Genomic DNA, 24,945 nt, shown 5'->3' on the forward strand with positions numbered 1-24,945 from the left:
CTATGTCACCGTTTCCGGAGCAGCATGCTTTTTCTTCTCTTCACGTTCTTTGAGATCTTTCTGTAGCCATTCACATGAGGCCTCTTCTCCCGGCTCTGGTAACACCTCTCCGCCCTCCATCACCCAGGATGACGGCACTTCAAACATGGATACCGAAACCTCGGAAGCACCAATCCCAAAAAAGCGGGCGATATTATTCTGCATCTCCAGGCTGAGGCGCTCGTTCATGTCGGGTGTCCTGCCTTTACGGACGTTAGCCTGTAGATGAATGGCAATGCCTTTTTTCAATGGAATATTTTGATTAAAGAGCACGTTTACCAGTGTCTCTGGAGCACCTGTTAAACGACAGTGGGTGTCCATAATGATTTTTGACAACGGTTGTCGCTTTGACATCTCTACCGCGCCCGGGGTTGAAACATTGTACAAGGGCATGGTTGTTCTCCTGCAGGATGGCATTTACAAGTTAATGGATGCGGAAAAGTGTCGTGAAAAGATTTTGGACTTTGCCAGTCGGCCCACCATTTGCAGTGTAGCCAACAGTCTTCTCGAGGGGCGGATCCTGGTCTGGGTCAGCGCCAATAAATCGCGTTGTGCCTGAAAATCCATCGCCGTCAGCATAAACTCATTTTTATTACACCCGGTGTGCGTCATCCAAAGTTTACAGAATTCACTCATAAATGCATGACGAATGTCGTTAGGAAGGTCGTCTTCCACGCCAATGGAAACGGTGGTGGCGTTGCTTGGCTCGGCGGCTAAAAAAGCCTGAGAGCGAGGCACTTCCACCCAGATCGGAAAGAGCTTGTGGTGTTTGCCAAAGTGATGCTGGTAGAGCCTGACACAATCCTTCTCCAGCGTCTTCCTCAGGATTGTGGGGATAGCTCCATTTAATACCAGAATGACCATTAGAACTCGCTGCTGAGACATGACTTTCCTCCGGTTAATGACTTTCTCCGGTTAATGACTTTCTCCGGTTAATGACTTTCTCCAGTTTACTGCTCTCTAACCTCGAACTCGTTTGATTTTTTACCCGCGTTGCTAAAAACGGTATAGCATACCTGCTGAAGAAATGTTTGCCCATAACGCTTCTATGTTGCCCTCTCAGTGGAACTAATCTCTCTCCTGAAACTCTATTGCTCAATGGACTATTGAATGCAACAGTAAAGGAGCACCTCCGTGAACATTACAAACCACGTCATCAAACTGATCACTGCACTGTTGATAACGACGAGCGTCTGCGTCAACGCTGATATTACAGAACAAAAAAAAGAGGACTTCTTGAACGCCGGGCTGGTCAATTATGATATCAAGTACCTCATAAAGGTGGGTACTACCCCGGAACAAGTCCTTCTTTTTGCTGAAAAAGCGCCAATGATCAGCCCATACTTAATTCATCATTTCACCAAGCGTAACATCGCTCCGGAGATAGCCGCATCGTTCCATCCCGATGTCGTTGAGAATAACCTTTTTATAGAACAGATTCTTCTGGCAGGATTAACCCCTGAAACTGCCAATAGCTACGTCGAGGCCGGTATCGATAACTGCAGAGCTATCATCTCTTATGCTAAACATGGAGTACCTCCTGACCTTGCAGGTTCTCTATATAAAAACAAAATCCATGTCACTACTGAACATTCACGAAACGAGCTTCAAGAAGCATTGGAACATGGGCTAACAACAAAAGATTTGCCCAGGTACAATGGAATTACCGATAATACCTTTGAACTGAAAAAACTCTATCTTTCAAAAGTGCCTGTCGATTTTCTTCATGACGCCTTGAGCAACAACATTACACTGGAGGGTGCAAGGTCTCTCTACTTCCGTGGCATTGATATGGAAACCTATCCGTCACTCATCTCTGACCAACAGACCTGCACTGTGTACCCTACAACCCATCTTGAGTTTGAATACCTTGGCAACCTTAACGGTTACCAAAGTAAAAAAGAGCCAATCCCTTTACCAAAGGCTTTATTTTCACGGCTTAACACCCTATCTTTTTACGGCACCATGAACTGTTTTTCAACGGACGATCAGGAGGAGATTTTCAAGTACGTTGAAGACATGGTCACCGAAAGCAATATAAAAAACCCAACGATCTATCGTTTGCTCTACATGACGGCCATAATTGTTTCCCAAAAGCTTAACTACGAAGATGTTGATAGAGGCGAGCTGAAATCGACTTTCCCAAAAAGCTGTTCGATAGCTGAATATTGGCGAAGAGGTATTGGCGACTGTGATAAATATGCGGTTTTGGGAATGGTTGTTTTTAGTCAACTGAAACAGCTGTTTCCTGACGTACTGGCAAATGTTTACCTTACCAATGAGCTGTTTTCAAAAGAGTTAAGACACTCCTGGAACACCTTGGTCATTGCAGAAGAGGATCGCCTGATTTTCACTTACATTGACATACTAAACTTAGAAAATGGCATCGATAAGAGCCCAAAGATTAATTACCAGAATCTTCTACTCGTTAAGATGATGCAAAATAACCCATTCAGAAACAAAAACGAAGTTTTGGGAATCATGACTCCAAAGTACTTCAACCACGAATACTTTCTTAGCGAATACGAGAAGCATTTCTGTAAGCCTGCGCAATAGTTGAATCGCTGGACATAAAAGCTGGACATAAAAGCTGGACATAAAAGCTAGACATAAAAAAAGTGGCATCGAAGCCACTTTTTTTTGTCAGTCTGACTGAGCAATTACTTGCCCATATCATCGAAGAACTTTTTGACCCCTTCAAAGAAAGACGTTTTCTTAGGAGACTGACGATGCTCCCCTTCGGCAACAAACGTTTCCTTCAACTCTTTCATCAGCTCTTTCTGGCGCTCAGTCAGATGCACCGGGGTTTCTACCACCACACGACACATCAGGTCTCCACGACTACCGCCACGCACCGGTGTAACCCCTTTATCCCGCAGGCGGAACAATTTGCCCGTTTGAGTTTCTTTTGGAATCTTGAGTTTTACGCGACCGTCGAGGGTCGGAACTTCCAGCTCGCCACCCAGGGCGGCATCCACAAAGGTAATGGGCACTTCACAGTAAAGGTGCTTGCCGTCACGCTGGAAGATCGGATGGTCTGCCACGCTGACCTGCACATAAAGATCACCGGCTGGACCACCGTTGACGCCGGCTTCACCTTCGCCAGCCAGACGAATGCGGTCACCGGTATCAACACCGGCAGGAATTTTTACTGACAGTGTCTTATATTCCTGAACCCGGCCTTCACCATGACACTCACGACAAGGGTCTTTAATCATCTTGCCAGTGCCGTGACAGTCAGGACAGGTTTGCTGAACAGAGAAAAAGCCCTGCTGCATCCGCACCTGACCCACGCCGCCACAAGTGGTACAGGTCACAGGAGAACTACCTTCTCTGGCACCGGTGCCATCGCAGGACTTACAACCGACCAGGGAAGGAATCTTGATTTTCTTGGTGGTGCCCTTAACCGCCTCTTCCAGACTCAGCTCCAGCTGATAGCGCAGATCCGCACCCCGTTGCACAGAGCTGCGGGAATGGCCGCCACCACCAAAAATGTCACCAAACACATCGCCGAAGACGTCACCGAAACCGCCAGCACCACCAAAGCCGCCAGCCCCTCCCATGCCGCCCATGTTCGGATCGACACCGGCATGACCGTACTGATCGTAGGCAGCACGCTTCTGATCGTCAGACAGGATTTCAAAAGCCTCGTTCACTTCCTTGAACTGCTCTTCCGCTTTCTTGTCATCAGGGTTTCGGTCAGGGTGAAACTTCATAGCCATACGGCGATAGGCCTTCTTGATCTCCTTGTCAGAAGCTCCTTTTTCTACGCCCAGTACTTCGTAAAAATCACGTTTTGCCATCAGTAACACCCTGTGGTCAGGTTCCGTCAGATCACCTGACCGAAATAATCTAAATCGCTTTCATACATCGGGAGCGATCCCGACTTATTGAATCAGAGACTGTTTGGAAAATCAGCGAAACTTTTCAGACAGCCCCTTAAACACAACAGCGCGGGAGAAAGCTCCCGCGCCGCTCAATCAACTCATACCGCAGCGCGGAATGGGTTTACTTCTTGTCTTCTTTCACTTCTTCGAACTCAGCATCGACAGCATCGTCCGCAGCGGAAGAAGATTCTGCTTTCTGGGCACCTTCAGCACCGGGCTGCTGGGCTTCAGCGTACATCTTCTGAACCAGACCGGCAGAAGCTTCAGACAGAGCCTTGGACTTCTCTTCGATCAGGTCCTTGTCGTCACCCTTCAGTGCTTCTTCCAGAGCGGTCAGAGCTTCGTTGATCGCATTTTTCTCTTCTTCAGTCGCCTTGTCACCGGCTTCTTCGAGCGTCTTGCGAGTAGAATGAACCAGACCATCGCCGGTGTTGCGGGCTGCTGCCAGCTCTTCGAACTTCTTGTCCTCAGCGGCGTTCGCTTCAGCGTCCTGAACCATTTGTTCGATTTCATCGTCAGACAGACCGGAAGACGCCTTGATCACGATGGACTGCTCTTTACCAGTAGCCTTGTCTTTGGCAGAAACGTTCAGGATACCGTTGGCATCCAGGTCGAAGCTGACTTCAATCTGAGGCATGCCACGTGGTGCCGGTGGAATGTCAGACAGGTCAAAACGTCCCAGGGACTTGTTGGCAGACGCCTGCTTACGCTCACCCTGGCAAACATGAATGGTAACAGCGCTCTGGTTGTCATCAGCGGTAGAGAATACCTGAGACTTCTTGGTCGGAATCGTGGTGTTCTTTTCGATCAGAGCCGTCATGACACCGCCCATGGTTTCGATACCCAGAGTCAGCGGAGTAACATCCAGCAGCAGTACGTCTTTGACGTCACCCGCCAGCACTGCACCCTGGATAGAAGCACCCATGGCTACCGCTTCGTCAGGGTTCACGTCTCGACGAGCTTCCTTGCCGAAGAACTCAGCCACTTTTTCCTGAACCATCGGCATACGGGTCTGACCACCCACCAGAATGACTTCGTCGATGTCAGACAGATCCAGATCAGAGTCCTTAACAGCCAGACGGCATGGCTCCAGAGAGCGCTGAACCAGGTCTTCTACCAGGGATTCCAGCTTGGAGCGGGTTACTTTAACGTTAAGGTGCTTGGGACCGGTGGCATCGGCAGTGATGTAAGGCAGGTTAACATCGGTCTGCTGAGCAGAAGACAGCTCGATCTTGGCTTTTTCAGCGGCTTCTTTCAGACGCTGCATGGCCAGGGCGTCACCTTTCAGGTCGATGCCCTGATCTTTTTTGAACTCTGCCGCCAGGTAGTCGATCATACGCATGTCGAAGTCTTCACCACCCAGGAAGGTGTCACCATTGGTGGCCAGTACTTCGAACTGGTGCTCGCCGTCGACATCGGCAATCTCGATGATGGAGATATCAAACGTACCACCACCCAGATCGTATACGGCGATGGTCTGATCACCCTGCTTCTTGTCCATGCCGTAGGCCAGGGCAGCAGCAGTAGGCTCGTTAATGATACGTTTAACGTCCAGGCCAGCGATACGGCCAGCATCTTTGGTCGCCTGACGCTGCGCGTCGTTGAAGTACGCGGGAACGGTAACCACCGCTTCAGTAACCGATTCGCCCAGATAGTCCTCGGCGGTCTTTTTCATTTTTTTCAGGATTTCAGCAGATACCTGAGGCGGCGCTTTTTTGTCGCCTTTTACTTCAACCCAGGCGTCGCCGTTATCCGCTTCGACAATTTTATAAGGAACCATCTGGATGTCTTTCTGAACCACATCGTCTTTGAAACGACGACCGATCAGACGCTTGATGGCAAACAGAGTGTTGTCAGGGTTGGTAACGGCCTGACGCTTGGCTGGCTGACCGACCAGAGTCTCACCATCGTCAGTGAAAGCGATGATGGAAGGCGTGGTACGGCCCCCTTCAGCATTTTCCAGAACCTTGGCCTTTTCACCATCCAGAATGGATACACAAGAGTTGGTAGTACCCAGGTCAATACCGATTATTTTACCCATTGTTCAATCTCTCCGTTGCCCTGTTTACAGGGCACAATTCTATCGTTCAATTCTTTAATTCAATGCTTCAGCTGAAGGTCGCTTGCCAATGGTCGCTTGCCAATAATGGGTGAGCGGCTGTTTTGGCCTTTGAAATCAATATGGGATCAATTGCTTTGATTTCAAGGCTGGTAAAATATTCTTTTTTGAATATTCTCAGCACCATCACTTATTTGGAAACGACTATTTGGAAACGACCACCATGGCCGGACGAATCAGGCGGCCATTGAGCTTGTAACCTTTCTGGAAAACATCAATCACGGTATTGGCTTCAACATCGGGATTGGGAACCATGGACATCGCCTGATGAAAATTCGGGTCAAAAGGCTGACCACTGGGGTCTTCCTGCTCTACCGAGAAACGCCCCAGCGCATCCAGGAACTGCTTTAGCGTCAGGTTCATGCCTTCTACCAGAGCTTCGTGGGCGCCTTCTGCCTGCTCGGCACTTTCTATGCCTTTTTCCAGGCTATCAACCACCGGGATGAGTGCATCGACAAATTTTTCCAGGGCAAATTTGTGAGCCTTTTCGACATCCTGCTCAGCGCGACGCTTGATGTTCTGCATTTCAGCAGCAGCACGCAGAGTCTGGTCCTTTGCTTTCGCCAGTTCTTCGTTCAGTGCTTCCAGCTGACTCTCAAGGCCATCGGTCAGATCACCTTCACTCTCCAGCTCAACACCACCGTCTTCATTCAGCAGGCTTTCTTCTGCCTGCTGCTCAACGGCTTCTTCCGTTACCTGTTCTTCAGGCTTGCTGTTTTCTGCTGTCATTCCAAATCTCCGACCGGGAGGCAAATCATTTGATGGAACGTATATTGGGTCACGAAATCCGGATTCAAGTCCTGCAAAACGTTTTTTTAGCGGGATTGCGCCCTTAATTCCGTTCAAAGAAATCGAAGCGTGAGTGAAGAGGTTTCGTTTTTCAGTTATCCACAACCCACATACAATACCCGCACGTTTTAATACCTGTACCGAGCAGTATGATAAAGAAATATTTTTACCTTCTTGCCATTGGCCTGATCTGGGGCTCCCAATTCCTGTTTCAACAAGCTGCTGTTGATGACCTGCCGCCGGTTTGGGTGGGAGCGGGCCGGGCGACGGTGGGTGCCCTGACCCTGATTATTCTGACCGCACTGTTTGGCATCAAAAGTAAGAGCGGGCGCCTGGGCTCCTTCAACTTCATCGCTCTGCTGGAAGCCACCATCCCGTTTGTTCTGGTGGCCTGGGGTCAGCAATATCTGGATACCGCTGTGACTGCGATCCTGATGGGGACTATTCCTCTCTTCACCATTACTCTGTCACCCCTGGTGATCAAAGGGACCCGAATTACTTCTGCCGGTATGGCCAGTGTCATCATTGGCTTCTGTGGATTGTTACTGCTGTTTTATCCACAGCTTGTCAGCGGTACAGGGCACACCAGTCTGCTTGCGGCACTGGCTATCATCGTTGCTTCCGCCTGCTTCGCGACCGGACTGCTGATGCTGAAAAAGATTAATGACGAGCACCCGATTATCGTGGCCCGCAATGTTTTAATCTGCTCATCCATTCAGCTGCTAATGGTTGCCAGCCTGTTCCAGCTGCCATGGACTCTGGAACTGACCTCCGCCAGCGCCACTTCGATCCTGTATCTGGGGGTTATGTGTGCCGGTGTCGTTTACTTCCTTTATATGGCACTGATTGCCGAGGCCGGGCCTGTATTTGCTTCCATGAACAACTATCTGGTTCCTTTGATTGGTGTACTTCTGGGAGCACTGATTAACCAGGAAGTTTTACCCTCAACCGCTTGGCTGGCACTGGGTGTCATTATCACTGCCCTGGCTATCAACCAGTTATTTGACAAGTCGGCAGCCAGAGCCACCGCCTGACTCTCAACCGCTCATGCCTGCAATCCCCTGCTCTCCTTTTGATGGCGATCAGGGGATTTTTTTTAGTGCCGTCTTTACGAATGCCTTATTTCAAGTTACTGTACATTTAAACAGTAATACTACAGTAGCGGGTATTCATCATGCTGACCCAACTGTCCATCAGCAACTTTGCCATCGTTGACCAGCTGGATCTGGACATCCACTCTGGCATGACAGTCATTACCGGCGAGACTGGCGCTGGCAAGTCCATCATGCTGGATGCACTGGGCCTGGCCACGGGTGACCGGACCGACAGTCACTGCGTTCGACAAGGTACCGACAAAGCTGAGATTCACGCTTCTTTTGATATCAGCCAGTGCTCTGCGGCAAAAGCATGGCTGCAAGAAAAAGAGCTGGCCAGTGACGATGAGTGCATTCTTCGCAGAGTCATCACCAAAGAAGGACGATCCCGTGCTTATATCAATGGCACACTGTCTCCCCTTGCGGATCTTCGTGCCATTGGCGAACGGTTAATTGATATCCATGGCCAGCATGAAAGCCAGTCGTTATTGAAAAAAGGTAGCCATCGACGTTTACTGGATGATTATGCCGGTATACAAAAACTGGCCTCCGAAGTAGCCCGCACAGCCCATCAGTTCAATCAGACCCACCATGAACTGAAGACACTGACCCATAATCGCAAAGAGCAGGATGAGCGAGTGCAACTGCTCAGCTATCAGCTTCAGGAACTTGAACAGCTGTCGCTTCAGGAAGGCGAGCTGGAACAGCTTGAGCGGGAACTGAAGCAGTTAAGCCACGCTGAAAGCACGCTTTCGGTTTGCCACCAGATCAACGCCATCTGCTCCGATAATGAGGCGGGTAATATCCTTCAGCAACTCTCCATTTGCCTGCAGCGTCTGAATGATCTGCAAATGGATCACCCGGCCATCAACAACACCCTGGAGATGATGTCCTCTGCCCAGATTCAGGTCGAGGAAGCAGTGGGAGAAATCAATCACTTCATCGACCACTTTGACGCCGACCCCGCCAGAATGCAGGATGTTGATGACCGTCTCAGTGCCATTTACGACCTTGCCAGAAAGCACAGGGTTCAGCCCGAAGCGTTATTGGTAAAACAAAACACCCTCAGCTCCGAGCTGGAGAGCATCCAGTGCAGCGATGAACGGGTTGACGCATTACAAGAGCAGCTGATTGAACTGAAATCCAAATTTCACCAGCAGTGTGAAAAGCTCTCCAGGAAACGTCAGGCTGCCGCCCGACAGCTTGAGAAAAAAGTCAGCCAGCGCATGGCCCTGCTGGGCTTGCCCCACGGACAGTTCATCATCGCCCTGACACCGACAGAGAGCGGCACTCTCTCAGCCAATCTCTCAGCCAATCTCTCAGCCAATGGCGCTGAAGACATTGAGTTTCTGGTAACCACCAACCCGGGCCAACCACCCAGGGCATTAGCCAAAGTGGCTTCTGGTGGCGAACTGTCCAGAATCAGTCTGGCCATTCAGGTGATAACCGCCCAAACCTCTCATATCCCCAGCATGATTTTTGACGAAGTGGATGTCGGTATTGGTGGCGGCACTGCTGAAATTGTCGGAGCCATGCTCAGGGAGCTGGGAGCAAGAGGCCAGGTTCTGTGTGTCACCCACCAGCCTCAGGTGGCCTCCCAGGGGCATCAGCATTTGCATGTCAGCAAAAAGGTTCGCAATGCCAACACCGCCACTGAGATTGTCGGCCTGAAAGGCGATCGTCGTGTGAAAGAGGTAGCTCGCATGTTGGGCGGAGTGGCAATGACCGAATCCACACTTAACCACGCGAAAGAGATGCTCAGCCTTGGCCAGTGAGCAGTCAAACAACGAGCCAGCCAATGCTATTGATCTGGCGTCACTCTCATGACTTCTTCAATGGTTGTCAGCCCTGATGCTACTTTCTGAGCGCCGGAAAGACGAAGGCTGTGCATACCTTCTTTAATGGATTGACGACGAAGACTTTCTATATCCGCGGTCTCTGCCAGCATACCCTTAAGGGGTTGAGACATAAGCATTAACTCATAAACCCCCGCTCGCCCCCGGTAGCCGGTTTCCCGGCATTCCAGACAACCCACAGGCTGAAAGATTTGCGAAGGCGCAGGTGCCGACCAGGGACGAGTCAGGGATTTCCAGCCCGACTTGTCGAGTTGCACCGGCTGCCTGCAGGAAGGACACAGGGTTCTGACCAGCCTTTGCGCCATAACGCCCAGCACCGTAGATTTAATGAGATAATGAGGTACGCCGAGTTCCAGCAGACGGGTGATGGCAGAAGGTGCATCGTTGGTGTGCAGGGTGGACAGCACCAGGTGACCGGTCAGTGCCGCCTGAATCGCCATTTCGGCGGTTTCCAGATCCCGAATCTCACCCACCATAATAATATCCGGATCCTGACGTAGAAGTGCACGCAGGCCGCTGGCAAACGTCAGTTCAATATTATGCTGAACCTGCATCTGGTTGAAGCTGGATTCCACCATTTCAATGGGGTCTTCAATCGTACAAACATTCACCTGATCAGAAGCCAGATTTTTCAACGTCGAATACAGGGTGGTGGTTTTACCTGAACCGGTCGGACCCGTAACCAGGATAATCCCGTTAGGCTGCCCGGTCATATGAGTCCAGCGACGTTCATCCTCTCTGGAAAAGCCCAGCTCGCCAAACCCTTTGACCAGAACATCCGGGTCAAAGATCCGCATTACCAGTTTTTCCCCGAATGCGGTTGGCAGGGTCGAAAGTCGCAGTTCCACTTCATTGCCATCGGGGTTGCGGGTTTTCAGTCGACCATCTTGTGGCTTTCTTTTCTCTGCCACATTCATACGACCCAGAATCTTCAGGCGACTGGTCATGGCTGCGGCCACCTTGACCGGCATCTGATAGATCAGGTGCAGCACCCCATCAATACGAAAACGCAGATGCGTTTGCTCGCGCCGGGGCTCAACATGAATATCACTGGCCCGCTGCTCAAAGGCATACTGGAGCAACCAATCGACAATATTAACAATGTGCTGGTCATTGGCGTCGGGAGCTTTCATATTGCCCAGCTCAAGCATCTGCTCAAAGCTGTTCAGCTGTGTGGACTGTACGCCATTCTGTTCATTAGCACCCAGGACAGACTGGGCCAGTCGATAAAACTCCGAGGTATACCTTCGAATATCCGTTGGACTGGCCACCACCCGCCGGATTTCCTTGCGGTTAATATGCCTGAGATTATCCTCCCAACCGCTGTGCCAGGGTTGGGCCGAAGCGATGACCATCTCATCAGCCGTGACTTCTACTGCCAGAATCTGGTGACGCAGGGCATAAGCGTGAGACATGACCGGAGTGATGGCCGTGGCATCGATTTTCAAAGGGTCGATAGGAAAATATTCCTGGCCTGACAGAGTCGCCAGCCAGTTCATTAAAGTATCAAGATCAAGAGAGTCGCCACTGCGGGCATCCTTCAGATTCTGAGAGGCAATGTACTCCAGAGGGTGAAGTTTAAGCTGGTCAGCACTGCGGTGACGAGCCAGTATTTCATTAGCCTCCGATGGCCTGAGCCGACCCGTCTGAACCAGATCAGAAACCACCGTTTGCAGATCCAGAAGCAGTGCTCTGTTCTTGAGTGAGGCAGTGAAATGATTGGCGTTTGAGTTCGGCTTTCGGACACGGGTCACGGTTGCTTCCTTTTTACCTTGAAAAACGGTTCATCCCGCTACTTTCTACTAAACCGTCCGGTAAGAAAATTCAGGCTTAGCAATGGCTTAATAAACTATATCGCCAAAATAACTCCCGACTGTTGCCTGACATAAACAAGTTTCGCAGGAAACCCTTTCCCCCTATACTGTTTTACTCAATGATACTCCCTCAAGACTGACCGTTGTGGACGCAACAATACTGCATAGCTTTTTCTTAATCCTTTCACTGATAGCGGTCATTCTGATATTGATTGGCCGTTTCAAGTTTTCGCCGTTTATTGTTCTGCTGCTTTGCGCCTATGGTGTCGGCTTTTTTTCGGGCTTACCGGTTGCTGAGCTGACTCCCCTGATCTCTCATGACTTGGGAAAGACATTTGGCGATGTCGCACTCTTGATTATTTTTGGGGTATTACTGGGTAATATTCTGGAGCACTCGGGGGGAGCGGTTCTTCTGGCAGAGAAACTGATTTTCTCGGTCGCCAGACGTTTCCCAACGTTGGCTATGGGTATCGCCGGATACATTATTTCGATTCCCGTTTACTGTGACTCCGGATTTATCCTGCTTAACAGCATCAGGCAGTCTGTTGCCCAGAGAGTCCAGTGCCACCCGGTCGCTCTCAGCGTTGCTCTCGCGGGGGGACTGTATGCAACTCACGCCCTGGTCCCGCCAACACCGGGCCCTGCAGCGGCGACCCTGATTTTGGGTATCTCTCCCAGTCGGGTGATTCCCTGGGCGCTGGGAGTGGCGCTGTTGTCCACTTTTGTCGCCATTTTGTGGGGCAAGTGGGTTACTCGCCGGCTGCATGAAGAGAGCCAAATGGTCAGCCCGCCCTCGCCATCAGCCTCGCCTCATACAAAGACTGCCGACATGCCTGTCTGGACAGCCATTATCCCGATTCTCCTGCCTTTGCTGCTGATGTCCATGGCCAACTTTCAAACTGACCATCAAGCTGACAGTCAAGCATCGGGCTGGGCTACTTTTCTTTCACAACCTGCCAATGCTCTGTTTTTCGGCTTGCTGGCCAGCCTGCCATTGATTCGTCAATGCAAGACGGGGCTCACTGAGATAATGAGTGAAAGCATTCAATCCTGCGCGATGATTATTTTCATCATCGCAGCCGGTGGGGCACTGGCAGGAATGCTGGCCCAGACCGGGCATATCGCCAGAATCGCAGAAGGTTTGCCCGAAAGCCTTGGGCTTATTCTGCCTTTTTTGATAGCTGCCCTGTTCAAAACTGCACAGGGTTCTACCACAGTTGCCTTAATTAGTGGCGCCTCGATGGTAGATCCGTTATTGCCGGGTCTGGGGCTGGACTCCGAAAATGGTCGATTACTGGCCTTTTTATCAGCAGGGTGCGGCTCGATGATGGTGATTCATGCCAATGACAGCTATTTCTGGGTAGTGACCCGGTTTTCCGGAATCAGCCCGGCCACAGGTTTTAAATCCTTCACTCTGGCGAGCCTGCTTCAGGCGCTGACCGGATTGGCAACCGTTCTGCTGCTGGCCAGCTTGTTAAGTCCCTGAGCGAAGCAGTTCAAACCCTCTTTCAGCTTTGCTTTTGTCCGCCGGCTCCAGGTCAATGTCTTTTGCCAGTTGATCAGCAATAATATGAAGCGCATTTTCATCACCTTCCAGCAGCTCCAGTTCCAACTCACAGATGACACAGCTTCGATCGCCCGAGCGGATATAGCCGCAATCCAGAGCGACCTCAACCCTGGCTCTGGGCTCAGGCCAGCTCACCTGCCAACAGGTACGATCAAAATCGGTGGCGAACAGCGGTATCAAATCCCTGACCGGCAAGGCTCCCAATGATTCTGGCCAGACCTTTTGTAACCCCTCAATATCGAGTTCCGGACGTTCTATTGGCCACTCCCACTCCCCCCGACGGGTCAGCCCGTTAACACTCTCACCCTGGGTTTTCAGCGTCTGAAAAAAATGACCATTTTTTTCTCTGATTCGCAGCGCAACCCTTGCCTGATTCAGTGTCCCAGAGGCGGTATCAAAGTAGGTATTGCCCAAATGAAAAGTTTCTGCTGCCGAGTTGGCGAACTTTTTCCAGAAAGGCAGTGTCTTAAGGGTGGGTATCTGCTCCTGAGGCAGTGACAACTTTAACTCTGTTTCAGTACTCATGGGTTAGCTGACCAACGGCTAAAAGGCTCATTTTACCTGCAACCTCAAGGGTTTGTTATGAAAAATGAGTCTCTTATTGGCCAGGATATTTTGGCGACCAGTGTAATTTAAGTGCACTAATTTCAGTCAGCTCCTATAATTTTTTTCGATCAACTTCCCCACTTTACAGGGGAGTTAACCCGACAGGTCTGCGAATATGTCAACCAGCAACCTACTATCGAGTGTATTTGGCCGCTCCCCTATTGGCCCGATACAAAAGCACATAGCCAAGGCACACGAATGCGCCATTCAGCTGGAACCGTTTTTCAAAGCAGCCTTTGAGGGTGACTGGCAGGAAGTTGAAAGTATTCAGAAAACCATCGTTGAGCTGGAGCATGAGGCCGATGTGATCAAAAAGAATGTTCGCCGCTCCCTGCCTAAAAGCCTGTTTCTGCCAGTGCCCAGAAACGATCTTCTGGAGATCGTGACGGTGCAGGATAAAGTAGCCAACAGAACCAAGGATATTGCCGGCATTGTGCTGGGCAGGCAAATGGTGATTCCTCAGGAAATAAGAGCGGCCTTTCTTGACTATCTGAAACGCTCCATAGCCACTTCAGCCCAGGCGGTCAGAGCCATGGATGAGCTCGATGAGCTGCTTGAAACTGGCTTCAGGGGAAGAGAAGTCAACCTGGTCGAAGAGCTGATTGAGGAGCTGGATCAGATAGAAAGTGATACCGACAAACATCAGATTGAAGTCAGAAAAATTCTGTTCAAACTGGAAAAAGACCTCCCTCCTGTCGATGTCATGTTCCTCTACAAAATTATTGACTGGGTCGGCGATCTGGCAGATCGCGCATCAAGAGTTGGCAGTTATCTTCAATTGCTGCTTGCCCGTTAACTCTATTGACTGGAATAACCTCCATGAGCATTATCGCTGAGTACGGAACGATACTGCTGATTCTGGCCTGCCTGTTCGGCTTCTTCATGGCCTGGGGCGTGGGAGCAAACGATGTCGCCAACGCCATGGGAACCTCGGTCGGCTCCCAGGCTCTGACCATCAGGCAGGCCATTATCATTGCTATCTGCCTTGAGTTTCTGGGTGCCTATCTGGCCGGTGGGTCAGTCACCGATACTATCAGAAAAGGGATTATTGATCCCGACATGCCGGTGTTGCTGGAAAACCCGCAGTTGCTGGTTTATGGCATGATGGCAGCGCTGCTGGCGGCGGGCACCTGGCTGCTGGTTGCCACCCATTACGGCTGGCCCGTGTCAACGACACACTCCATTGTCGGAGCCATCGTCGGCTTTGCGGCTGTCAGTATCTCGGTCGATGCCGTGAACTGGGGAAAAGTCAGCTCTATCGTTGCCAGCTGGGTCATCTCTCCCATTATGTCGGGCTTTATTGCCTTCATGATTTTTATGAGCGTCCAGAAACTCATACTGGACTCTGACAACCCGTTCCGAAATGCCAAACGCTACGTACCTATCTATATGTTTCTGGTTGGCTTTATGATGGCCATGGTGACCCTGATTAAAGGGCTCAAGCATATTGGCCTGCCGCTGGATTATCAGGAAAGCATCCTGCTTTCACTGTTGATTGGCCTGCTGGTGATGCTGGCCGGAAAAATGGCGCTCTCAAAAATCAAGGAAGATGCGCAGGCCGACAAAGCCTTCCACTTCTCCAGTGTCGAGAAAGTCTTTGGTGTAATGATGATTTTCACCGCCTGCTCCATGGCGTTTGCCCACGGCTCCAACGATGTTGCCAACGCAGTCGGCCCCCTGGCCGCAGTGGCCAGTATTGTTACCAGTGGCGGAGAAATCGCAGGCAAATCAGACGTGCCAAGCTGGGTACTGCTGCTGGGAGCCAGCGGCATTGTGGTGGGTCTGGCCACCTATGGCTACAGAGTCATGGCGACCATAGGTACAGCGATCACTGAACTGACACCCAGCAGGGGTTTTGCCGCAGAACTGTCGGCAGCGACCACCGTAGTTCTGGCTTCAGGCACCGGGCTGCCTGTCTCCACGACCCATACTCTGGTTGGGGCGGTATTGGGAGTTGGCCTTGCCAGAGGCATTGGTGCCCTGAACCTGAGAGTGATCGGCACTATTTTTATGTCGTGGCTGATTACACTGCCCGCCGGTGCTTTCCTCGCTATCGTTTTCTTCCATATCCTGAAACTTATTTTTGGTTAGGTAAGAGGGCTCTGCTGCGGGCCCTTTGCCGGTCTTGCTGCTCAGATACCCATCCCAAAGAAGGGCTGTTATGATGCTGGGACAAGTACCATGGGTCTGATGAAAAACAATGAACCTGAATAAAAACCATGTAAAATTTTTCCGGCAGAGTTCACCCTACATTCATGCCCACCATGGCAAAACATTTGTCATTACTCTGGGTGGTGAAGCGCTGGCAAGTCCTAATCTGAACAACATCATCAACGATATTGCCCTGCTGAGCAGTCTCGGCGTTCGACTGGTTCTTGTGCACGGAGCCCGGCCTCAGATAGAGGAACGCCTGATTGCCAGAGGTCTTGAACCCAGATTTCATAATGACAAACGGATTACCGACCGTCAGTGCCTTGAGTGTGTTATGGATGCGGTGGGTAATCTGCGTGTACGGATTGAATCCAAGTTTTCACTCGGTCTGGTGAACTCTCCCATGCATGGGGCCAGCATTCGGGTCATCAGTGGTAATTTCGTCACGGCAAAACCTCTGGGCGTGATTGATGGACAGAATTATCATCACACCGGCGCAATTCGCAAAATAGATAAAGAAGCCATCCAGCAACAGCTCGACAGTGGTTATATCGTGCTTCTTTCCTGCCTTGGTCATTCACCCACCGGCGAGTTGTTTAACATGGAGGTGGAAGACGTCGCCACCCACACAGCCATCCATCTTGACGCCGAAAAGCTGCTTTTGTACTCAAAAGATGATGGTATCCGGGATCAGCAGGGGCAACCCATCAGTCGTCTGTCCCCCAAGGAGGCTGAAAAAGTACTCAAGCATCTTCATGGCGATAACAAAAGGCTACTTTCCTCAGCTATTACTGCCTGTCACGGTGGTGTTGAACGGGCACAGCTGATCGGTTATGAGCAGGACGGTTCTCTGCTGTTGGAGCTTTTTACCCGTGAAGGCTCTGGCACAATGGTGTCCCGTGACCATTATGAAGAAATTCGTGCTGCCAGCATTGAGGATGTAGGGGGGATTCTGCAGCTTATCCGACCCCTGGAACAAAAAGGCATTCTCAGAAGACGCTCAAGAAAAGAGCTGGAACGGGAAATTCGGCTGTTCCGGGTCATTTCCCTGGATGGCATGATTATTGGCTGTGCGGCAATTCATTTGTTTTCAGGTGAAAAGACTGCGGAGCTGGCCTGCCTGGTGGTGCACCCTGATTACCGGGAGAAAAACCGTGGCGACCTTCTCCTCAGTGCCATCGAGGAAGAAGCTGCCCAGCAGGGAATGGACAGGCTGTTTGTGTTGACAACTCAGGCCAGTCATTGGTTTGTAGAACGAGGTTTTTCGGAAACCACTCAGAAGTCTCTGCCTAAGGAGAAACGCAACCAATACAATGAGGAGAGACAATCCAGAATTCTGGTCAAGAAACTCTGAACCCGATTTAAATCGGAGCCTGGGGCGGAATAAGGTGGCTCATTTGCTGATCCCAGTATTCGGTTTTGGTCATAACACTTTCATAGTACTTACCAATAGCGCCCATCATCATTTCAGAAATGATTTGGTGATGGTACTGGCGTCGGAGAATTAACACAGCGGCCTCCCGGTCATCCATATGATCAAACGTGGAAGAACCAGCGTTGATCTGACTCAGCTGCTCTTGAAACCTGACCTCTTTCATAATCTCTTTATGGGAATCATGCAGTTTCAGAATACGATCAACAAAGTCTTCCAGCTGATCTTTAGCCAGCCTTCTCATGGTATTCATTTCTTCCCGTCCGGTTCTTTCTCGCTGACCCTGCCAATCCCAAATCATACTTTTGCCTTCCTCACTTCCGGCAATATGTTCAAATCGATCCTTATTGATCCCCTCGTTGTAACGACTGACAAAAAGATCTGCCAGAAAGAAAAAGCCAAAGATAATTAATCCATCTACCGTGGGTCTGGGCAGGTAAGGTGAGATTTCCAGTCTTGGCCTTTCGGCAGTGTGCCAGACCACCTTGAAACCATGAACCATGGTTGATTTAAAGGCGCCCTTCAACCAGGAATTCAGATAACTTCTGACGCCATTTTCAGCCAGTATCAGGGCATTTGCCACACTGTTGGCATGAGCATTAAAGCGACTCCTTTCTTCTTCGGTCAGCTCTAAGTCGGGCATTTCTTCTTCCAACACCCGCTCCAGCTCTGCCACAGCCTCTTTGGAGGAAATAGAGCCATCACTGGCTAAATCATCCGTCATTTTCGGGAAGACTTTTTGCAACCATCCCGTCTGTTTGGTCTTGAAGTGGTAAGACTTGCCGATGACTCGGGGATCATTCGCGGCATCACTGAACAAGCGCTCCCTTTTCTCCGGATCCATGTGTTCGAATTTGCCGCTCCACAGCTGATCCAGAACCGGCTCCCACTCTTGATCCATTCTCTCAACGTCAGCCACTGCTGCTGTGTAGAAGCGCCTGTAGATTTTAAAAGCGTCCTGAAGGTTGCGTCTGCGATACAGGTATCGAGCTTTGCCTTCTTCCAGACGTATCACCGCTTCAAGGTTGCTTTCATCTTTCTCTCTTTCCATCTCCAATCTCATCTGCGCGTCTTTTTCCAGCTCAGAATAGGCAGTGAAGATGCGGGTTAAGGTCTCATGACTGCAGATGTATCTAAGGCTTTTCAGGAAGACGCGAAACTTCTTTTCATCCATCTCTGACAGGACACCCAGGTCATTCATATCCAGTTTGTAATCAGCGGATGCTTCTGCTCTCTGCAATGCCCTGATCGCCCTGGTCATACGAATCATCTCAGTGCCACCACTCCATGCACCGTACCAGGCAATGTAACCAAACAGAGCCGCTGCGGCGGCAATCCCCCCCGTCACCAGACCTATCAATACAGTGCTGACGGCTATGGAACAGGAGTAAAGCGCCAGATACCTTTTGTTCCTGAGAAAATAACGTTTGATCCTGCTACGGGCATCGGTATTTTCGAGCTTGATACCGCCACCCTGATCCACAACATTCTGAATATAAGCCTTGTCGACTTCATCCAGCTGGTAACGGCTAGCCCTGGGTTTATCAAGCCCGGGAGGCGTTGCTGCTGGATTGGCAGGGTCAAACCTGCCAACAGGAACGCTTCCCTGCCTGGCCGGTATGGGTTCTGCCAGTGTTTGAGCTTCTGGCGCAAACTGCCAGCGCAGCGCATTTTTGATTTCAAGAATACGTTCAAATGAGACATCCTTATCATCGAGCAGCCCTGTGTCCTGAGCCAGTTTGACCACCGTGGCTTCGGCTGTTTCGGCATCCACATTGAAGTCTTTCACTGTGCCCTGAATTAAATTCGGTAACAGTGCTCTTTTCAGAAAGCCAACGGGCAGGGCTCGATCTTCTGACAGGTATTTATAAGTCAGCTCAATGGTAGAACAGGACACCGTTTTTTTGACTTCTGCGAGAACCTCTTCACTGATTTTTTCACTACCGCCTGACAGCACCAGACTGGTTGCTTCGCCTTTTTTCTCTTCACCCAGCACACACACATGGTGATAAGCCATGGCACAGGCAATATGGTAGTCACGCAGGCTGCGCTGGATGGGGGTAGAGAGCTCTTCGTGGGCAGCAAGACGGAAAGAATCATAAACTCTGAGAGCCTTTGCTGCGGAGGGAGTTGCGCCAAAAAAACGCTTGATAAGACCGCCGATACCGGTGAAAACCGAGACAATGCGCCCCCGCCATCGACCGTAATCAATCTGACCCAGGCTGGAATCTTCTGATGCTGTAGCCAGCTCTTTTCGCTCTACAGCAGGGAGAGATGAACCTCTCGGGCTCCGGATCTCTGGTGGCATGCCTCAATCCCTGAGAAATGATGTTAAACGAAACCTTCGTTTTTATTGGGTAAGGTGATTAAAACGAACTGTTTGATTCAAATAAAAAATACAAAAGCAACACTATTTAAACTATAGCCGCCTCAGGGGCGGCAGGGCTTTGTTTTGTGCCCATTCAGTGACGGGCTCTCCTATCATGGCGCCCAAACTCCGTTCGTCCTGAGTGGAGTCGTGAGGCACTGCCCTATCCCGATTATCATCGCCTACAAAATGGACATATTCTGGAACCACGTTGTTGTGCCCAGTTTTTCAGGCATGAGTTACAAAAATAATGCTTCCAACAGCTAGCTAACGACATAGTTGCAGGGGACACAAATTCATAGCAAATACCACACTCTATAGGAAACATACGTCCAAAAAAAATTTCAACCATAAAGACAAACACAGCATGCTCAAACGGTTTAAAAAATAATTTTGTGATATATTGAAACCACCCTTCAGGCATGACAGATAATCTTTTTCCAAGTTCGAAAATTAACGTTTGATTTGAAAAGCGAAGGTGGCTAGTTTTTATTTTCAGAGTATGAGTCTGAGTGTCACATATAGAATAAGAAACGATATCAGATTCTCCCTGTTTTATTTTTGCTACAACAAACTCTTCACTAACTGAAAAGTCAATCCCTTTGATTCTTTTAAATTTAATGGTTGATTCCATAAAATGATTGGTTCCATTTAAAAAAACGGCTAACTTATTGACCACTTCTTCTGATAGCACACTGAGTGGAACTGAAGAAGAAGTATTACAGCCAACATCTTTATTGCAACAAAGCTCAACCCAATGATAACTACCAGGTTCCAATGCAGGGAATGAAATATCAAATAATGTTTTATTACTTTCGCCTATTTTTTTTAACTCTCCTAAAATATGCATTTCATCATCTATTTGAGAAGAGGCAAATACAACGCTACTAACACCAAGGTTAAGCAATGGTTTTGATATATTGTATAGTGCGCTGTTTTCCGATAAACCCGAAAGTTCTAATTTAAGAAAAGGTGACTCCGTAGCCTTAGCTACTTTTATTTCAGCAATTATTTCAGCAATATCATTATTACTTGAGATTGTTAAATCTTCTGAAAGATCAATACTAATATCCACAGGTATTAATAAGTAGAAAAATATTGAAGAAGCAATGCTTATTTTATCAACAACTGCTAGATTAAAATAAAAACGATAGTAGTCTACACACCCTATTGCCAGAATTTGTGTCAAACGTAAAACACCTCTATGACCCATGTAATAATCTACTAGTGCATAGCTCCAGAGGTTTTGATATTCCGTAGTAACCTCACTCTCATCAGGCTCTTCATAGCCCGAAGAGCAAACTTCAGAACAAAAAGAGAGTGTGATAGACAGGAAAATCAGCCTTACCAAAACTGCAAATTTACTTTTCAACTGTAAACCCACTTGCAAACGGATTAAATCAGAAAAACTAGACGCACATAACAAAAAATTCCAGAAAACCACCTTCAGAAGCTACTGAATCTGGCTTTATGCAGTTAAATATAAACTTCTGAAAAAGCTTCTTGTACGTCACTTCAATGAGTTTGATGTGAATAATCTACGTTCGTCCTGAGCAGAGTCGTGAGGCTCTGCCCTATCCCGATTATCATCGTTCACAATATGGACATATTCTAGAACCACGTCGTCGTGCCCAGCGTTTCAGGCATGCGTTACAAAAATAATGCGTCGAACAGCTCGCTAATGACACAGTTGCAGCGGACACAGATTCATGGCAAATACCGCACTGCATAGGAAACATACGTCCAAAAAAATTTTCAACCATCAAGGCAAACACAAAATACTCAAGCTGTTTACCAAATAATCTTATGGTTTTATACTCAAACGGTTTAAAAAATAATTTTATGATATATTGAAACCACCCTTCAGGAATGACAGATAATCTTTTTTCAAGTTCGAAAACTAACATTTGATTTGAAAAGCGAAGGTGGCTATTTTTTAGTTGCAGAGTATGAGTCTGAGTGTCACATATAGAATAAGAAACGATATTAGATCCCTCCTGTTTTATTTTTGCTACAACAAACTCTTCACTAACTGAAAAGTCAATCCCTTTGACTCTTTTAAAATGACTGGTTGATTCCAGAAAGCCATCGCTTCCATTTAAAAAAACAGCTAACTCATTGACCACTTCTTCTGATAGCACACTGAGTGGAACTGAAGAAGAAGTATTACAACCAGCATCTTTATTGCAACAAAGTTCAACCCAATGATAACTACCAGGATCTAATTCGGGGAATGAAATATCAAATAATACTTTATCACTTTCGCCTATTTTTTTTAACTCTCCTAAAAGATGAATTTCATCATCTATTTGAGAAGAGGTAAACACAATGCTACTAACACCAAGGTTAAACAATGGTTTTGATATATTGTATAGTGTGCTGTTTTCCGATAAAGCCCAAAGTTTTAATTCAAGAAAAGGTAATCCCATAGCCACTTTTATTTCAGCAATATCATTATTACTTGAGGTTGTTAATTCTTCCGAAAGATCAATACCAAAATTCAAAGGCATTAATAAGAATAAAAGCTTTGAAAAACCATGGCTTATTTTATCAGCAAATGCTCGATTCAAATAAAAATGATAGCCGTCTAAAAACCCTATTGTCAGGATTAATGTCAAACGTAAAACGCCTCTACGACCCATGTAATAATCTACTGGTACATAGCTCCAGAGCTTTTGATATTCCGTAGTAACCTCACTCTCATCAGGCTCTTCATAGCCCGAAGAGCAAACTTCAGAACAAAAAGAGAGTGTGATAGACAGGAAAATAAGCCTTACCAAAACTTTAAATTTACTTTTCAACTATAAACCTATTATCAAACGGATTAAATCGGAAAAGCTAGACGCACATAACAAAAAACTCCAGAAAACCACCTCCCAGAAGCTACTGAATCTGGCCCTATGCAGTTAAATATAAACTTCTGAAAAAGCTTCTATGCTGATCAGCGCCCCCCTTCTTCCATATTGTTCCGAGCGTACTGCACGAAAGAATAAGAGCCAGCCTGATTAGCTGGCTTGAAAAAAAGAGTAAGAAACTCAAACAGACTTACGATCAAGCACCTGATAACTGAATTCCAGTGCCTGCTCATCGTCCGAGACCTGGTCTTCACGGGCAGTGATATCCCATTCACTGTCGTTGATCTCTGGAAAAAAAGCGTCGCCATCAAACGATTTGAAGACTTTGGTCAGATAAAGCCGATCAGCCCTGTCAAGCGCCTGACGATAAATCTGTTCACCACCAATCACCATAATTTCTTCATTACCATTAATCATGGCGACGTCTTCTGCCAAAGAAATAGCGTCTTCAAGACTGTGCACCACTTTGACCCCTTCATGGTGCCAGCTTTTGTCACGGGTAATGACAATATTGGTTCGACCCGGAAGCGGCTTGCGCAGTGAATCAAACGTCTTTCGTCCCATAATAATGGGTTTACCCATGGTGATAGCCTTGAAATAACGAAGATCTCCGGGCAGGTACCAGGGCATTTTATTATTGATGCCAATGGCATGATTTTGAGCAACGGCGGCAATCATGGCAATTTTCATAATGTTATAGGTCACTTTTTCTCTGGGTTATAAACACCGACATTCTCATGCCCTTCATCACGGAGGTGCATGGCGTGCAACTGACTCATCACGCCTTTTTCGCAATACAGCAGGTAGTGCTTCTTTTTATCCAGTTCAACAAACTTTGTCCTGAGCCGGTAGAAAGGAATCGTCATTACTTCACGGTCAGCAAGAGCGAAGGGTTTGATCTCTTCTTCTTCCGGGTGGCGGATATCAATAATAATGTCGTTTTCTTCCGTGGTCTCAAACACCTCCACCTCTTCACGGGTCAAGTCATCGGCAATGATGTCAGAGACGGAAACCTTACGACGATCGGCAACGGCTGCGTCCAGTATGGCGAAATCAAAGCGGGCTTCTTCGGCTGCAATTTTTTCCGGCCTGGCTCGGGTGGTTGGGTTTTTTGAGATGACCGCACAGTACTCGGGAATGTTTTTCACCAACTCTTCAGCACCGATCTTAACTGAAATATCAATGATGTCCTGCTTGTCCATGGCAATCAGCGGGCGCAGTACAAGATGATCGGTAGCCGCATCAATCACCGCCAGGTTCGTCAGTGTCTGGCTGGACACCTGGGCGACGGCTTCTCCGGTCACCACGGCTTCCACGTACATCTCTTTTGCCACCTGAGTGGCGGCTCTCAACATCATCCGTTTGAGAATCACTCCCATCTGGGAGTTATCTACCTTGGTCAGAATCTCTTCGACGACCCCCTCAAAGGGAACCGTAACAAAGTTGACATTGTGGGACGAGCCGAAGCGGTTCCAGAGATAGTAAGCCACCTCTTTAACCGCCAGCTCATGAGCATGACCACCCAGGTTGAAGAAACAAAAGTGAGTTCTGATACCCCGCTTCATGGTCAGGAAACTTGAAACCGTTGAGTCAAAACCGCCCGAGATAAGCGATAATACCGGCTCCATAGAACCCAGTGGATAACCCCCTAAACCATCACCCCGGTTGGTGACCAGAAAATAACGATCTCCCTTGATCTCAACTTTTACGACAACGTCCGGATTCTTGAGCTTAACGCCAGCCGCCTGTGTGCGGGTATTCAGGCCACCGCCAACGTATCGCTCAACATCGATAGACTGAAAATCATGTTTACCTGAACGCTGGCAGGTGACCCGAAAGGTTTTCCCGGCCAACAGTTCACGATTAACGTCCAGGGCATTATCGAGAATGTCATCCAGATCCGTCAGCGGATACTCAACCACCTGCTGCCAGTAGGCGATGCCGGGAATATGGCTCAACAGATCAGAAACCTGTGCGACTTGCTGAGGATCATCGTGACCGGTGGTCAGCTCGATAAAATCCCAGCTGCCAGTCACCTCAACGTTTTCATCGACCCGCTTGATAACGGTACGAATATTCTTGCGCAGCTGCTTGATAAAACGCTTTCTCACCGGAGGCGTTTTAATGGTAATTTCAGGAAACAGCTTGATGATGAACTTCATAAAAATGTATGCCGGTGCTCTCTGCCGTCAGAAAGAGAACCCGGTCCAGATGCCGGTTAGGAAAAAAGAAACTCCCCGATTATACAGAAGACTTCCAGACACCGGTAATACCGACCGCCAACCACTAAGCGCACCAAACCGAGACGCCAGACAAACTCTGGGCACTATTATTGTGCACCTGTTCAGTTTGATAGGATTCTTTTCAG

19 protein-coding genes are annotated in these 24,945 nt (G+C 48.6%); 7 read left to right on the forward strand and 12 right to left on the reverse strand.

Features of this window, described 5'->3' with window-relative positions; all coding sequences use genetic code 11:
- Both K7B67_RS16615 and K7B67_RS16620 read right to left on the reverse strand, forming a co-directional pair.
- The gene (locus K7B67_RS16615) at positions 1-393 is read right to left on the reverse strand and encodes a hypothetical protein (RefSeq protein ID WP_252176996.1); all 393 of its coding nucleotides are present in this window, start codon (positions 391-393) and stop codon (positions 1-3) included.
- A gap of 63 nt (positions 394-456) precedes the next feature.
- Positions 457-924 carry a hypothetical protein gene (locus tag K7B67_RS16620; protein WP_252176997.1) on the reverse strand — a complete coding sequence of 156 codons (468 nt, stop codon included), beginning with the start codon at positions 922-924 and terminating at the stop codon, positions 457-459.
- Between the two features lie 249 nt (positions 925-1,173).
- Here K7B67_RS16620 and K7B67_RS16625 point away from each other — a divergent pair, with 249 nt between their 5' ends.
- On the forward strand, positions 1,174-2,595 hold the full coding sequence (locus tag K7B67_RS16625) for a hypothetical protein (protein WP_252176998.1): 1,422 nt from the start codon (positions 1,174-1,176) through the stop codon (positions 2,593-2,595).
- Positions 2,596-2,699: 104 nt separating this feature from the next.
- Here K7B67_RS16625 and dnaJ read toward each other — a convergent pair whose 3' ends face one another.
- From dnaJ to grpE, 3 genes are all read right to left on the reverse strand, one after another.
- Positions 2,700-3,842 carry a molecular chaperone DnaJ gene (gene dnaJ / locus K7B67_RS16630; protein WP_252176999.1) on the reverse strand — a complete coding sequence of 381 codons (1,143 nt, stop codon included), beginning with the start codon at positions 3,840-3,842 and terminating at the stop codon, positions 2,700-2,702.
- 205 nt (positions 3,843-4,047) lie between these two features.
- On the reverse strand, positions 4,048-5,967 hold the full coding sequence (dnaK, locus tag K7B67_RS16635; RefSeq protein WP_252177000.1) for a molecular chaperone DnaK: 1,920 nt from the start codon (positions 5,965-5,967) through the stop codon (positions 4,048-4,050).
- 222 nt (positions 5,968-6,189) lie between these two features.
- On the reverse strand, positions 6,190-6,774 hold the full coding sequence (grpE, locus tag K7B67_RS16640) for a nucleotide exchange factor GrpE (protein ID WP_252177001.1): 585 nt from the start codon (positions 6,772-6,774) through the stop codon (positions 6,190-6,192).
- Positions 6,775-6,983: 209 nt separating this feature from the next.
- Between grpE and K7B67_RS16645 the strand changes: the two genes are divergently transcribed.
- Positions 6,984-7,868 carry a DMT family transporter gene (locus K7B67_RS16645; RefSeq protein WP_252177002.1) on the forward strand — a complete coding sequence of 295 codons (885 nt, stop codon included), beginning with the start codon at positions 6,984-6,986 and terminating at the stop codon, positions 7,866-7,868.
- Between the two features lie 140 nt (positions 7,869-8,008).
- Complete coding sequence (gene recN / locus K7B67_RS16650) at positions 8,009-9,703, forward strand: DNA repair protein RecN (RefSeq protein WP_252177003.1); 1,695 nt, start codon at positions 8,009-8,011, stop codon at positions 9,701-9,703.
- A gap of 26 nt (positions 9,704-9,729) precedes the next feature.
- Here recN and K7B67_RS16655 read toward each other — a convergent pair whose 3' ends face one another.
- Positions 9,730-11,451: a GspE/PulE family protein gene (locus K7B67_RS16655; RefSeq protein WP_252180601.1), complete on the reverse strand. Its 1,722-nt coding sequence runs from the start codon at positions 11,449-11,451 to the stop codon at positions 9,730-9,732.
- A 292-nt stretch (positions 11,452-11,743) separates the two neighbouring features.
- Between K7B67_RS16655 and K7B67_RS16660 the strand changes: the two genes are divergently transcribed.
- Complete coding sequence (locus tag K7B67_RS16660; RefSeq protein WP_252177004.1) at positions 11,744-13,084, forward strand: GntP family permease; 1,341 nt, start codon at positions 11,744-11,746, stop codon at positions 13,082-13,084.
- On the opposite strand, the gene K7B67_RS16665 is transcribed toward K7B67_RS16660, so the two are convergent.
- Positions 13,073-13,690 carry a CYTH domain-containing protein gene (locus K7B67_RS16665; RefSeq protein ID WP_252177005.1) on the reverse strand — a complete coding sequence of 206 codons (618 nt, stop codon included), beginning with the start codon at positions 13,688-13,690 and terminating at the stop codon, positions 13,073-13,075. The two genes, K7B67_RS16660 and K7B67_RS16665, sit on opposite strands and share 12 nt — an antisense overlap.
- 196 nt (positions 13,691-13,886) lie before the next feature.
- Between K7B67_RS16665 and K7B67_RS16670 the strand changes: the two genes are divergently transcribed.
- From K7B67_RS16670 to argA, 3 genes are all read left to right on the forward strand, one after another.
- Entirely contained in the window at positions 13,887-14,567 is a 681-nt protein-coding gene (locus K7B67_RS16670) for a TIGR00153 family protein (RefSeq protein WP_252177006.1), read from the forward strand.
- A gap of 23 nt (positions 14,568-14,590) precedes the next feature.
- Positions 14,591-15,862, forward strand: coding sequence for an inorganic phosphate transporter (locus tag K7B67_RS16675; RefSeq protein WP_252177007.1), 1,272 nt, complete (start codon positions 14,591-14,593; stop codon positions 15,860-15,862).
- A gap of 109 nt (positions 15,863-15,971) precedes the next feature.
- Entirely contained in the window at positions 15,972-17,276 is a 1,305-nt protein-coding gene (gene argA / locus K7B67_RS16680) for an amino-acid N-acetyltransferase (protein WP_252177008.1), read from the forward strand.
- A 7-nt stretch (positions 17,277-17,283) separates the two neighbouring features.
- Here argA and K7B67_RS16685 read toward each other — a convergent pair whose 3' ends face one another.
- From K7B67_RS16685 to thiI, 5 genes are all read right to left on the reverse strand, one after another.
- On the reverse strand, positions 17,284-19,662 hold the full coding sequence (locus tag K7B67_RS16685) for a hypothetical protein (protein WP_252177009.1): 2,379 nt from the start codon (positions 19,660-19,662) through the stop codon (positions 17,284-17,286).
- Positions 19,663-19,897: 235 nt separating this feature from the next.
- Entirely contained in the window at positions 19,898-21,094 is a 1,197-nt protein-coding gene (locus K7B67_RS16690) for an RING finger protein (RefSeq protein WP_252177010.1), read from the reverse strand.
- A gap of 214 nt (positions 21,095-21,308) precedes the next feature.
- A complete protein-coding gene (locus K7B67_RS16695; RefSeq protein WP_252177011.1) occupies positions 21,309-22,523 on the reverse strand; it encodes an RING finger domain-containing protein in 1,215 nt (404 codons plus the stop codon).
- 234 nt (positions 22,524-22,757) lie between these two features.
- A complete protein-coding gene (locus K7B67_RS16700; protein WP_252180602.1) occupies positions 22,758-23,267 on the reverse strand; it encodes a dihydrofolate reductase in 510 nt (169 codons plus the stop codon).
- A gap of 11 nt (positions 23,268-23,278) precedes the next feature.
- Entirely contained in the window at positions 23,279-24,739 is a 1,461-nt protein-coding gene (gene thiI / locus K7B67_RS16705) for a tRNA uracil 4-sulfurtransferase ThiI (protein WP_252177012.1), read from the reverse strand.
- Positions 24,740-24,945 lie beyond the last annotated feature (206 nt).

Origin of the sequence: Endozoicomonas sp. 4G, assembly GCF_023822025.1 — a bacterium.
Taxonomy (GTDB): domain Bacteria; phylum Pseudomonadota; class Gammaproteobacteria; order Pseudomonadales; family Endozoicomonadaceae; genus Endozoicomonas_A.

Bases quoted from the DNA above. Each gene is read 5' to 3' on its own strand.
- K7B67_RS16615 (WP_252176996.1), bottom strand. From the start codon at position 393: ATGTCAAAGCGACAACCGTTGTCAAAAATCATTATGGACACCCACTGT.
- K7B67_RS16620 (WP_252176997.1), bottom strand. From the start codon at position 924: ATGTCTCAGCAGCGAGTTCTAATGGTCATTCTGGTATTAAATGGAGCT.
- dnaJ (WP_252176999.1), bottom strand. From the start codon at position 3,842: ATGGCAAAACGTGATTTTTACGAAGTACTGGGCGTAGAAAAAGGAGCT.
- dnaK (WP_252177000.1), bottom strand. From the start codon at position 5,967: ATGGGTAAAATAATCGGTATTGACCTGGGTACTACCAACTCTTGTGTA.
- grpE (WP_252177001.1), bottom strand. From the start codon at position 6,774: ATGACAGCAGAAAACAGCAAGCCTGAAGAACAGGTAACGGAAGAAGCC.
- K7B67_RS16645 (WP_252177002.1), top strand. From the start codon at position 6,984: ATGATAAAGAAATATTTTTACCTTCTTGCCATTGGCCTGATCTGGGGC.
- recN (WP_252177003.1), top strand. From the start codon at position 8,009: ATGCTGACCCAACTGTCCATCAGCAACTTTGCCATCGTTGACCAGCTG.
- K7B67_RS16665 (WP_252177005.1), bottom strand. From the start codon at position 13,690: ATGAGTACTGAAACAGAGTTAAAGTTGTCACTGCCTCAGGAGCAGATA.
- K7B67_RS16670 (WP_252177006.1), top strand. From the start codon at position 13,887: ATGTCAACCAGCAACCTACTATCGAGTGTATTTGGCCGCTCCCCTATT.
- K7B67_RS16675 (WP_252177007.1), top strand. From the start codon at position 14,591: ATGAGCATTATCGCTGAGTACGGAACGATACTGCTGATTCTGGCCTGC.
- argA (WP_252177008.1), top strand. From the start codon at position 15,972: ATGAACCTGAATAAAAACCATGTAAAATTTTTCCGGCAGAGTTCACCC.
- K7B67_RS16685 (WP_252177009.1), bottom strand. From the start codon at position 19,662: ATGCCACCAGAGATCCGGAGCCCGAGAGGTTCATCTCTCCCTGCTGTA.
- K7B67_RS16700 (WP_252180602.1), bottom strand. From the start codon at position 23,267: ATGAAAATTGCCATGATTGCCGCCGTTGCTCAAAATCATGCCATTGGC.
- thiI (WP_252177012.1), bottom strand. From the start codon at position 24,739: ATGAAGTTCATCATCAAGCTGTTTCCTGAAATTACCATTAAAACGCCT.